Below are 11,731 nucleotides of genomic sequence, written 5' to 3'. Positions count from 1 at the left end.
GCGGCTCAGCGGGTCGCCGGCACCGCCGGCGGTCCGGCGACCGGGTCGGCCGGCTCCGCGCCGCGCGGCCCGCCGTCGGCCGGCTCCGAGCCGGGGGTACGGCGGGCCCGGCGCGCCGCCCACCAGCGCTCGCCCAGGCCGACGACCAGGAAGGTCAGCCCCACGTACGCCCAGCCGACCAGCACGTCAATGACGTAGTGCTCGCCGGAGTAGACCAGGGTGAACGTCATCGCCAGCGGGTACGCCAGCAGCAGCGGCCACCAGCGGCGGCGGACCGAACGGAGGAAGAACACCACCACGAACAGGGCGAACGCGGTGTGCAGCGACGGCATCGCGGCCACCGGGTTGGACGCGATCTGCCCGGCGTTGAGCAGGTTGCCGGCGCCGTGCATGCCGAATGCCTTCCAGCCCCGGGTGGAGATCCGGGCCACCTCGGTGAGCAGGCCGTTCTGCGCCGCCCACCAGGGCGGGGCCGCCGGGTAGAGGAAGTAGGTGACCAGCCCCGACGCGCACAGGAACCCCCAGCGGCGCATGAACGCCGCCCAGCGGTGCCGGTCGCGCAGCCAGAGCACGGCGGCGGCGGCGAGCGCCACCACGAAGTGCGAGAAGTACACCCAGCTCGCCGCCACGTCCCACCAGCGCACCTCGGGGCGGTAGAGGTGCTCCTGCAACCAGACGGTCGGCACCTGGCCGCCGGTGGCCCAGCCGAACATGAACCGGTCGGCGACGATCAGCTCCATCGCGTGCGGGGTGGCCCCGTTGTCGGCGAACCCCCGGGACAGGTTGTAGACGGCGAGCAGCAGCACCACGGGCACCCAGTCGCGGGCGAAGCGCAGGTGGCTGCGCCACGGGCGGCGGGAGTTCCAGGCGATGGTGGCCGCCCAGATCCACAGGAACGCGTAGGCCGGGTCGGTGGGCAGGCCGATGACGAACCAACCGGCCACGAAGGCGACCGCCCAGGCCGCCATGGCGACCACACGGCGACGACCGCCGTCGGAGGGCTCCGGTGGTCCGGTGGGGGCGGGGGGCTGGGGGTCAGTCACGACGGCCATCGCCGTCCAGGTTAGCGGCGGCGCCCTCCCCGCCGACGGCGGCCTCGCCGGTCGACGACGGCCTCGCCGAATGCGCGACGGCGGCCCCCTCGGTTCGTGGCGGCGGCCTCGCCGGATGCGCGGCGGCGGCCGGAACGGCGGACGTCGACCACCTAGGCTGTGCCCATGCAGGAGCAGTCGGAGCATTCCCTCGCGCCGGGCCGGGCCGCCCGCGTCGAGCTGACCGTGACCGACGCCGACACGGCGCTGGCCGTCGGCTCCGGCGACGTCGCGGTGCTCGGCACCCCCCGGGTGGTCGCGCTGGCCGAGGCGGCCACGGTGGCGGCGACCGCCGGGGCGCTGCCGCCCGACGGCACGACGGTCGGGACCCGGGTCGAGCTGGACCACCTCGCCCCCACGCCGGTCGGGCGGACGGTGGTCGCGCAGGCCCGGCTCACCGACGTCGACGGGCGGCGGCTGGGCTTCGAGGTGACGGTCACCGACGACGCCGGCCAGAGCGTGGCGCGGGGACGGGTGGAGCGGGTGCTGGTCGACCGGCGGCGTTTCGCCGCGCGGGCCACCGGCGCGCCGGCCGGGGCGGGCACGCCGTGACGCTGCGGTTCGTCGAGGTCGCCGACCGGGTGTACGTGCTGCGCGAGCCGCTGCTCGACGTCAACGTCACGCTGGTCGTCGGCGACGGCGCGGCGCTGGTGGTGGACACGCTCTCCACCGCCGGGCAGGCCGCCGAACTGGTCGCCGCCGCCCGCGCGGTCACCCCGCACCCGTGGACGGTGGTGAACACCCACCACCACTTCGACCACTGCTTCGGCAACGCCGTCGTCGCCGGTGACCCGGCCGCCCCCGTCTACGCGCACGAGGTCGCCGCCGTGGCGCTGCGGGACCGCCCCGACGAGGTGCGCCGGGCCGCGTACGAGGAGATGCGCGCCGCCCGGCCGGAGCTGGCCGCCGAGCTGGCCACCACCCGGCTGCTGGCCCCGACCCACGTCGTACGCGGGGAGACGGTGCTGGACGTGGGCGGCCGGCGGGTGGTGCTGCGCCACCCGGGCCACGGGCACACCGACGCCGACCTGGTGGTGCACGTGCCGGACGCGGACGTGCTGGTCGCCGGGGACCTGGTGGAGCAGAGCGGTCCGCCGGCGTTCGAGGAGTCGTACCCGTTGCAGTGGCCGGACGCGCTCGCCGAGGTGCTCCGGCTCACCACCCCGGGCACGGTGGTCGTGCCGGGGCACGGCGACCTGGTCGACGCGGAGTTCGTCCGGGTCCAGCACGGGCAGCTGGCCGAGCTGTCCTGGCTGATCCGGGCCGGCCACACCGGCGGGGCCCCACCGGAGCGGGTGGCCGCCGAGGCGCCCTTCGGTGCCCGCGCCGCCCTCACCGCCGCCCGCCGCGGCTACGCCGAACTGGACGGCACCGGCTGACGTTCCGCCCGCCGGCACGGGCCGCCCCGCGCCGGGTCAGGCGGGGAAGCGGGTCAGGACCTCGGGGCGGGTGGGCATGGCGACCGCGCCGCCCGGCGACTCGCAGACCAGGCCGGCCACCCGCAGCGCGAAGGCGACCCGGCGGTGCCAGTCGGCGGGATCGGTGGGCTCCCCGTCGACCAGCAGCTCGGCGACGAGCGCCCCCATCACCGAGTCGCCCGCACCCGTGGCGTCCACCGCGCGCACCTTCGGCGCGGGCACGCGTACCGGATCGGCGTTGGCGGCGGCGACGACCGCGCCCTCCGCGCCGAGGGTGACCACGACGGTGGCCGCCCCCAGCTCCCGCAGGTACGCCGCGACCCCCTCGACCGGCTCCCCGGGATAGAGCAGCTCCGCGTCGGCGGCGCTGAGCTTGACCAGGTGGGCGGAGGCGGCGAACTCCGCGACCGTCTGGCGCAGATCGGCCAGCGCGGCGGGGCCGTCGAGCAGCCGGGGTCGGACGTTCGGGTCGAACACGCGCAGCCCGCCCGCGAGGGACCAGGCCCGGCGCGCGGCGGCCAGGACGGTCGGCGACAGCAGCACGATCGAGCCGCAGTAGAGCACGTCGGCGCCCCCGACCAGGTCCGCGTCCAGGGCGTCGGCGGTGAGCAGCCCGTAGGACGGCGGTTCGCCGTAGAAGCGGAAGTCCGGTTCGGCGCCGGTGTGGGTGGCCACCGCCAGGGCGGTCGCCGCGGGCACGGTGACCGCCCCGGCCAGCCCGACGCCCGCGTCGGTCAGGAAGGCGCGGATCCGGTCGGCGAGCGCGTCGTCGCCGAGCGAGCCGACGAACTGCACCGACCCGCCGAGCCGGGCCACCCCGACGGCGACGTTGAGCGGGCCGCCGCCGATCGCCTGGCGGAAGACGGGCTGCCCGTCGCACTCCGCGTCGAGCAGGTCGATCAGTGCCTCGCCGAGCACCACCGCGTATCCCATCGTGGCCCTTCCGTCGCCTCCGCTGCCGTACCCCCGATCCTGTCCTACCTGGCGACGACGCCGGCACCGAACCCCCACCTGACGGGGCCACGGCCCGGGCGACACCCCGATATCATCGACAGTCAACTATTGCGGCGGTCGGCATCGGCGTGGTGAGATGACGCTGCCGGTCGATGCGAGGGGCTGTCGCGTCCGCCGGCATCGGGAGAGAGCCAGCGCGAGGGGCACACCGGTCCGCCGAGGCGGACCGTCGGTGACGCGCGCCGTCGGCCCACGGGCAGGGGCGCGGCACCGCGATCGTGACATCCGCTCGTCGCAGCGGAACGGCCGGTGCGGTCGTTCCGCGAGTCAGGAGAACCCCGTGACCCGTTCCCGCACGGCCGCGCTGCTCATCGCGGCCGCCACCCTCGCCGCGGGTGCCGCCACCATCGTGGCCAGCCCCGACCCGGCCGCCGCCCACGGCGCATCGATGACCCCCGGTGCCCGGACCTACCTGTGCTGGAAGGACGGCCTCACCCCCACGGGTGAGATCAAGCCGATCAACCCGGCCTGCTCGGCCGCGGTCGCCGAGAACGGGGCCAACTCGCTGTACAACTGGTTCAGCGTGCTGCGCTCGGACGCCGGCGGTCGCACCGTCGGCTTCATCCCCGACGGCAAGCTGTGCAGCGGCGGCAACCCCGGCTTCAGCGGCTACGACGCGCCCCGCACCGACTGGCCGCTGACCCACCTGACCGCCGGCGCCCGGTTCGACTTCAAGTACAGCAACTGGGCCCACCACCCGGGCACCTTCTACTTCTACGTGACGAAGGACAGCTGGAGCCCGACCCGGGCCCTGGCCTGGAGCGACCTGGAGGAGCAGCCCTTCCTCACGGTGACCAACCCGCCGCAGAACGGCCCGGTGGGCACCAACGAGGGGCACTACTACTTCAGCGGCAACATGCCGTCGGGCAAGAGCGGCCGGCACATCATCTACTCGCGCTGGGTCCGCTCGGACAGCCAGGAGAACTTCTTCGGCTGCTCGGACGTCACCTTCGACGGCGGCAACGGCCAGGTGACCGGCATCGGCGGCACCCCGAACCCGACCACCCCGGCGCCGACCCCGACCACCCCCGGGCCGACCCCGACCACGCCGGGGCCGAACCCGACCACGCCCGGGTCGACGACGCCGCCGCCGGCCGGCGGTGACTGCATGGCGACCTACAAGGTGGTCAGCTCCTGGTCCGGCGGGTTCCAGGGCGAGGTGGCCATCATGAACCACGGCTCGACGCCGTTCACCGGCTGGAAGGCGACCCTGACCTGGTCGACCGGCCAGACCATCAACAGCCTGTGGAACGGCACGTACACCACGTCCGGGTCGACGGTGACGGTCACCAACAGCCCCTACAACGGGACGGTCGCGCCGGAGGGGACCACCGCCTTCGGCTTCGTCGCCAGCGGCACAAGCTCGCTGCCGACGGTGAGCTGCACCCGCGCGTGATCTGACGCGCGTCGGCGGAGCCGGCGCGCGGTGCACGAAAGGGCCCCCGCCGACGGCGGGGGCCCTTTCCCGGTCTGCGCTGCCCGGCCCTAGCGGACCATGGAGCCGACGACCGGCTTCGTCAGCAGCGCCGACTGGTTGCGCTGGATGCCCGGGTCGAGCGTCTTGGCCACGAAGATCGCGTGCCAGATGCAGAAGATCAGCACCGTCCACACCTTGCGGGAGTGGTCGGCCTCCTCCCGCTTGTGCTCCTCTAGGAGCCGCATCGCGTACGACAGGTCGATCAGCTCGCCCGCACCGGAGTTGGACAGCACCCAGCGGGCCCACTCGTACATCTCGCCGCGCAGCCACACCCGCGTCGGGGTGGGGAAGCCCAGCTTCCTGCGGTTGACGATGGCCGGCGGCACGACGCCCTGCAGCGCCTGGCGCATGGCGTACTTGGTGGCGTCGGAGCGCGGCGGGAGCTTCAGGTCCACCGGGATGGTGGCCGCCACGTCGAACACCTCCTTGTCGAGGAACGGCACCCGGACCTCCAGCGAGTGCGCCATCGAGATCCGGTCGGCCTTGACCAGGATGTCGCCGCGCAGCCAGGTGTAGAGGTCGACGTACTGCATCTTGGTGACGTCGTCGAGCTCGGTGCACTCGGCGTAGATCGGGGCGGTGACGTCGGTGTAGCGCACCGAGGGGTCGTAGCGGCGCAGCAGGTGCTGCTTCTCCTCCTCGGTGAACATCCGGGCGTTGCCGTAGTAGCGCTGCTCGATCGGGGTGGTGCCGCGCTCCAGGAAGCTCTTGCCCTTGACGCCCTGCGGGATGGCCTTGGAGACCGCGCGCAGCCCCTTCTGCACCCCGCCGGGCAGGCCGTTGACCGCGCCGAGGGACAGCGGCTCCCGGTAGATGGTGTAGCCGCCGAAGAACTCGTCGGCGCCCTCGCCGGAGAGGACCACGGTGACGTGCTCGGCGGCCTTCTTCGCCACGAAGTACAGCGGCACGAGCGCCGGGTCGGCCACCGGGTCGTCGAGGTGCCAGACGATCTTCGGCAGCGCGTCGATCATGTCCTGCGGCCCGATCTTGGTCGGGATCGTGGTCACGTCGAGGTGCCGGGCCGAGTCCTGGGCGACGTCGATCTCCGAGTAGCCGGGGACGTCGTAGCCGACGGTGAAGGTGAGGATGTGCGGGTTGAACTCGCGGGCCAGGGCCACCACGGCGGTGGAGTCGATGCCGCTGGACAGGAACGAGCCGACCGGCACGTCCGAGCGCATGTGCATCCGGACGCTCTCCCGCAGCGTCTCCCGGATGTGGTGGTAGAGCCGCTGTTCGTCGGCGACCGGGGTGGGCCGGAACACCGGGCGGTACCACCGGCGCACGTCGATCCGGCCGCCCGGGGTCCAGGTGAGGTATTCCCCCGACCCGATGCGGCTGATCCCCTGGTGCAGGGTGCCGGGCTCCGGGACGTACTGCAGGGTCAGGTAGTGGCTGAGGTTGGCCGTGTCGATGCCGGCGTCCCCGGCGTACGCCGACTGGGCGAACGGCAGCAGTGCCTTCTTCTCCGAGGCGAGGTAGAGCCCGTCGGCGGTCTCCAGGTAGTGCAGCGGCTTGATGCCGAAGTTGTCGCGCGCGCCGAACGCGCGGCGCTCCTGCCGGTCCCAGATGACGAAGGCGAACATGCCGCGCAGCCGGGTGAGCACCTGCTCGCCCCAGTAGTGGTAGCCGGCGACGATCACCTCGCCGTCGCCGGCGGTGGCGAACTGCGCGCCGAAGTTGCGCACCAGCTCGTCGCGCAGCTCGATGTAGTTGTAGATCTCGCCGTTGAAGGTCAGCAGGTAGCGCCCGCCCGCGTACGGCAGCGGCTCGTGGCTGGACGCCACGTCGATGATCGCCAGGCGCTTGTGCGCGAAGACCCCGTCGGCGTACTGGCCGCTCGCGTCGCCGACCACCTCGACCCCGGTCTCGTCCGGTCCGCGGTGGTGCAGGCATTCCAACGCCCCCGCGATGTGTTCGCGGTGGGCGGCGGCGTTGCCGTTAGCGCTGAAGAAGGCCAGAAGTCCGCACATGGTGGTCATCTTTCCACGCGACGCGGGCGGCCGTCGCGGGCACCGCAGGGTCTCCGCCCGCGCCTGCGCCGGGGTACCGTCTGGACCAGCGACGAGGCGGAGGGAGCGGAGCATGAGCGAGGACCGGACGGACGGCCAGCCGGCGGACGGCACGGAGTCGCACGACCCGGATTTCCCGGAGGCGTTCCTGTCGTTCATGCGCCAGGGCTGGCGGGACACGACCCTGCCGGTCGGCCCCCGGGTGGAGGTGCCCAACCACGCCAAGCGGCGGGCCGCGCTCTCCGCGGCGTTCCCGGGCGAGACGCTGGTGATCCCCACGGGCGGGGAGAAGACGCGCGCCAACGACACCGAGTACCGGTTCCGGCCGGGCAGCGACTTCGCGTACCTGACCGGCGACCACGACCCGGACAGCGTGCTCGTGCTGCGCCCGAACGGCTCGGGGCACGACCCCGTGCTCTACATGCGGCCCCGCTCCTCGCGGGACAACGACGAGTTCTTCCGCAGCCGGCACGGCGAGCTGTGGGTGGGCCGGCGGCACACCCTCGCGGAGAAGTCGACGGAGCTGGGCCTGCCCACGGCCGACCTGGCCGGGCTGGACGCGGCGCTGGCCGACCTGGCCCCGGGGCGCACGCGGGTGCTGCGCGGCTTCGACGCCCGCGTCGACGCGGCCGTGCGCCCGTACGACGGGCCCCGGGAGGAGGGCCAGCCGGCCCGCGACCGGGAGCTGGCCATCGCGATCTCCGAGCTGAAGCTGGTCAAGGACGAGTGGGAGATCGCCCAGCTCCAGGACGCGATCGACGCCACCGTGCGCGGCTTCGAGGACGTGGCCCGGGTGCTGCCGGCCGACCGGGGCGTCTCGGAGCGGCTGCTGGAGGGCGTCTTCGCGCTGCGCGCCCGGCACGACGGCAACGACGTCGGCTACGGCTCGATCGTCGGGGCCGGCGAGCACGCCACGATCCTGCACTGGGTGCACAACCACGGCACCACCCGGCCGGGCGAGCTGCTGCTGATGGACATGGGCGTGGAGAACCGCAACCTCTACACCGCCGATGTCACCCGGGTGCTGCCGGTCGGCGGCCGGTTCACTCCGCTGCAACGCCAGGTCTACGACATCGTGTACGCCTCGCAGCAGGCCGGCATCGACTTCATCAAGCCGGGAGTGAAGTTCAAGGACGTCCATCTGACCTGCATGCGGGTGCTCGCGGAGGGGCTGCACGACCTGGGCCTGCTGCCGGTGAGCGTGGACGAGGCGATGGACGAGAAGTCGACGGTCTACCGCCGCTGGACGCTGCACGGCTTCGGGCACATGCTCGGCATCGACGTGCACGACTGCTCGAACGCCCGCAAGGAGGCGTACCGCGACGGCGCGCTCGGCGAGGGCTACGTGCTCACCGTGGAGCCGGGGCTCTACTTCCAGCCCGAGGACGACCTGGTCCCGGAGGAGCTGCGCGGCATCGGCATCCGGATCGAGGACGACGTGCTGGTCACGGCGACCGGCGCGGTCAACCTGTCGGCGGGGCTGCCGCGCCGGGCCGACGAGGTGGAGAGCTGGCTCGCCGAGCAGCGCGAGGTGGGTTTCCGCCTGCCCGGCTGACCTGTTTCGACCACTGACGGGCCCCGTCGGGGGCGGGTGACGGTTCGACCGTCGCCGCGCCCCCGGCGGGGCCCGTCGCCGTATGGCAGTCCGCCCGTTCGGCATGCTTGATGCCCCTTTCGGGGCCAATGCGGGCTTTACTCGGATATGACCCCCTCGCGAGGAAACTTCTCATACGGTGGGCATCAGAACGCTGCAACCGATTTGTAGCTGGTCGCGCCTCCTCGGGCGGTGCGGCCCCGTCTGGTAGCAGGAAAGGGCGGAAGGCTCTGATGTCCCACGACGAAACGATTCCCGACGGCGGGGTGCACACCGTCCCGCCGGCACCGGCGAAGAGGCGGCGGGCGCTCTGGGTCGCCACCGGCGTGGCCGGCCTCACCGGCGTCGTCGGCCTGGCGGCGCTCGGCGGGTTGGCCGCCCGCGACGACCCGTCCGACGATGCACAGCGGCTGTCCGACCAGCACTCCGCGACGGCCCGGCAGAACGTCAGCGACGCCGGCGGGGCGCAGGACGACGGCAGGAACGCCGACGAGGACGCCGAACGACACGGCGGTCAGGACCCCGGCGAGCAGGACGAGTGGTCCGGGCAGGACGACTGGTCCGCCGGGGGCGGCCGGCCCGAGGGCAAGGGCGAGGACCGCAAGGCCGAGGACTGGGGCCGGGTGCAGGAGGTGCCGTGTGACCCGGACCGGTTGATCGCGGCGATCATCCGGGCCAACGCCGACGACGGCGGCACCCTGAAGCTGGCCCGGGGCTGCACCTACACCCTCACCGTCAACAGCGGCCTCGGCGGCAACGGACTGCCGCCGATCACCCAGAACATCACCATCAAGGGCGAGGGCTCCACCCTCGTCCGCGCCGCCAACGCCACCCCCTTCCGCTTCTTCGACGTCGTCTCCGGCGGCCACCTGCGCCTGAGCGACCTGACCCTGACCGGCGGCAACGGCCTCACCGGCGGGGCCATCCTGGTGGAGCGCGGCGGCAGCGCCGAGATCGCCAAGTCCCGGCTCGTGAACAACGACGCCCTGGCCGCGGGCGGTGCCATCGAGAACGAGGGCACCACCGTCCTGGACCACAGCACCCTCAGCGACAACACGGCGATCCTGGCCGGCGGCGCCGTCAACAACACCGGCCTGCTCAAGGTCAACGAGTCGAAGATCGCCGGCAACGTCGCCGGCGCGGCCGGCGGTGCGGTCAACAACTTCACCGGCACCGTCGTGGTCCAGAAGACCGCGATCACGGGCAACCGGTCCGTCGGCGCGGGCGGTGGCATCGCCACCGAAGGCGGCATCGTCGACCTCAAGGACACCGAGGTCACCGACAACACCACCGGCATCACCGGCGGCGGCATCGGCGTACTCAACAGCCAACTCAACCTGCGCCACAGCACCGTCGCCCGCAACGCCTCCGTCGGCGGAGGCGGCGGCATCGCCAACACCTCGGGCCTCCTGCTGTCCAGCACCGTCACCATCGACGACAGCAAGATCACCGAAAACTTCACCGACGGCCTCGGCGGAGGCGGCATCCTCAACGTCGACCTCACCCCGGCCCTCGGCGGCACCGCCAGCCTCACCGTCCGCAACAGCGAAATCGTCAAGAACAAGGCCACCCTCGGCGGCGGCATCCGCAACATCAACGGCACCGTCACCCTGACCAACGCCAAGATCATCAACAACACCGCCCTCGCCCCCAACGGCGGCGGCGGCATCAACACCAACGTCACCATCACCACCGTCGACCCCACCACCGTCATCGCCGCCAACCGACCCAACAACTGCACCGGCACCGTCACCAACTGCTTCGGCTGAGACACATAACGGTCGGGCCCCTCCCGCGGTCAGCGGGAGGGGCCGCGACACGTCCGGAGGCCGGCGGGCCCGTCACCCGCGTGCCCGGCGATGCCACCCCGGGCCCGACTCGACCCGGCTGCGCTCCGTGCGGCGAAGCGGCCCGACCATCCCCCGCCGGAAGCCACCCGCCCCGAATGTGGGCTTTCTTCTGATACGAGCGCCTCGCGAAGAAGACTCTCATACGGTGTTGTTCACGGGCTACAACCGATTTGTAGCGAAGGGCGCCTCGCCGTGGCGGTGCGCCCTTGTCTGATACGAGGAGAGGGCAGAGAACTCCGATGTCCAACTACCTTCGGAAGAACGACGACACCGCCCAGCGGACCACCTTCAAGACGCGCCGCCGGAAGGTGTGGCTCGCCTCCGGCGTGGCCGGCCTGACCGGCGTGGTCAGCCTCGCCGGGATCGGCGTCGCCGGCAGCGCCGGCGCGGCCGGCATGGATCGGCTGACGAACCTGAAGTGGTCCACTGCGGAGCAGGTCGCCAAGGACGGCGGCTACGGGCAGGACGAACGCGGCCAGCGCGGCACCGACGGCGAGGACCGCGGCAAGAAGGACTACCGGGGCGAGGAGTCCCGGTCGGACGAGTGGGGTCGGGTGCAGGAGGTGCCGTGTGACCCGGACCGGTTGATCGCGGCGATCATCCGGGCCAACGCCGACGACGGCGGCACCCTGAAGCTGGCCCGGGGCTGCACCTACACCCTCACCGTGAACAGCGGCCTCGGCGGCAACGGACTGCCGCCGATCACCCAGAACATCACCATCAAGGGCGAGGGTTCCACCCTCGTCCGCGCCGCCAACGCCACCCCGTTCCGCTTCTTCCAGGTCGCCTCCGGCGGCCACCTGCGCCTGGCCGACCTCACGCTCACCGGCGGCAACGGCCTCGCCGGCGGAGCCATCTGGGTCCAGCGCGGCGGCGCCGCCGACATCACCAAGTCGAAGCTCGTCAACAACGACGCCCTGGCCGCGGGCGGTGCCATCGAGAACGACGGCACCACCACCCTCGACCAGACCACCGTCACCAACAACACGGCCATCCTGGCCGGCGGCGGCATCAGCAACACCGGCCTACTCAAGATCCACGAGTCCCGGCTCGCCGGCAACAACGCCGGCGCGGCCGGCGGCGCCATCAACAACCTCGCCGGCACGGTCACCATCACCAAGACCGCCGTCACCGGCAACCGGTCCATCGGGGCGGGCGGTGGCATCGCCACCGAAGGCGGCATCGTCGACCTCAAGGACACCGAGGTCACCGACAACACCACCGGCATCACCGGCGGCGGCATCGGCGTACTCAACAGCCAACTCAACCTGCGCCACA

8 protein-coding genes and 1 pseudogene are annotated in these 11,731 nt (G+C 72.7%); 6 read left to right on the top strand and 3 right to left on the bottom strand.

Features of this window, described 5'->3' with window-relative positions:
• Positions 1-5: 5 nt before the first annotated feature.
• Positions 6-1,052, bottom strand: a complete 1,047-nt coding sequence (locus tag LPA42_RS02075) for a phosphatase PAP2 family protein (protein ID WP_228986275.1) — start codon at positions 1,050-1,052, stop codon at positions 6-8.
• Between the two features lie 165 nt (positions 1,053-1,217).
• On the opposite strand from LPA42_RS02075, the gene LPA42_RS02070 reads away from it, so the two are divergent.
• Both LPA42_RS02070 and LPA42_RS02065 read left to right on the top strand, forming a co-directional pair.
• Positions 1,218-1,643: a thioesterase family protein gene (locus tag LPA42_RS02070; protein WP_077939217.1), complete on the top strand. Its 426-nt coding sequence runs from the start codon at positions 1,218-1,220 to the stop codon at positions 1,641-1,643.
• A complete protein-coding gene (locus LPA42_RS02065) occupies positions 1,640-2,470 on the top strand; it encodes an MBL fold metallo-hydrolase (RefSeq protein WP_077939216.1) in 831 nt (276 codons plus the stop codon). Before LPA42_RS02070 ends, LPA42_RS02065 begins: the two co-directional genes overlap by 4 nt.
• Positions 2,471-2,506: 36 nt before the next feature.
• Here LPA42_RS02065 and LPA42_RS02060 read toward each other — a convergent pair whose 3' ends face one another.
• A complete protein-coding gene (locus LPA42_RS02060; RefSeq protein WP_077939215.1) occupies positions 2,507-3,442 on the bottom strand; it encodes a carbohydrate kinase in 936 nt (311 codons plus the stop codon).
• Between the two features lie 361 nt (positions 3,443-3,803).
• Between LPA42_RS02060 and LPA42_RS02055 the strand changes: the two genes are divergently transcribed.
• Positions 3,804-4,919, top strand: a complete 1,116-nt coding sequence (locus LPA42_RS02055) for a lytic polysaccharide monooxygenase (RefSeq protein ID WP_077939214.1) — start codon at positions 3,804-3,806, stop codon at positions 4,917-4,919.
• An 89-nt stretch (positions 4,920-5,008) separates the two neighbouring features.
• Here the strand turns inward: LPA42_RS02055 and asnB are convergent, their stop codons facing one another.
• Complete coding sequence (gene asnB, locus LPA42_RS02050) at positions 5,009-6,970, bottom strand: asparagine synthase (glutamine-hydrolyzing) (protein ID WP_077939220.1); 1,962 nt, start codon at positions 6,968-6,970, stop codon at positions 5,009-5,011.
• A 112-nt stretch (positions 6,971-7,082) separates the two neighbouring features.
• Between asnB and LPA42_RS02045 the strand changes: the two genes are divergently transcribed.
• The 3 genes and pseudogenes from LPA42_RS02045 to LPA42_RS02035 form a co-directional block, all read left to right on the top strand.
• Entirely contained in the window at positions 7,083-8,564 is a 1,482-nt protein-coding gene (locus LPA42_RS02045; RefSeq protein ID WP_077939213.1) for an aminopeptidase P family protein, read from the top strand.
• Between the two features lie 272 nt (positions 8,565-8,836).
• Positions 8,837-10,372: a hypothetical protein gene (locus tag LPA42_RS02040; RefSeq protein ID WP_077939212.1), complete on the top strand. Its 1,536-nt coding sequence runs from the start codon at positions 8,837-8,839 to the stop codon at positions 10,370-10,372.
• A gap of 320 nt (positions 10,373-10,692) precedes the next feature.
• Positions 10,693-11,731: pseudogene (locus LPA42_RS02035) on the top strand (hypothetical protein); the annotation flags it as partial.

Origin of the sequence: Micromonospora sp. DH13 (genome assembly GCF_020873825.1) — a bacterium.
GTDB lineage: Bacteria > Actinomycetota > Actinomycetes > Mycobacteriales > Micromonosporaceae > Micromonospora > Micromonospora haikouensis.
The sequence above is the reverse complement of the archived record's forward strand: the minus strand, read 5'-3'. Positions and strand labels throughout refer to the sequence as shown.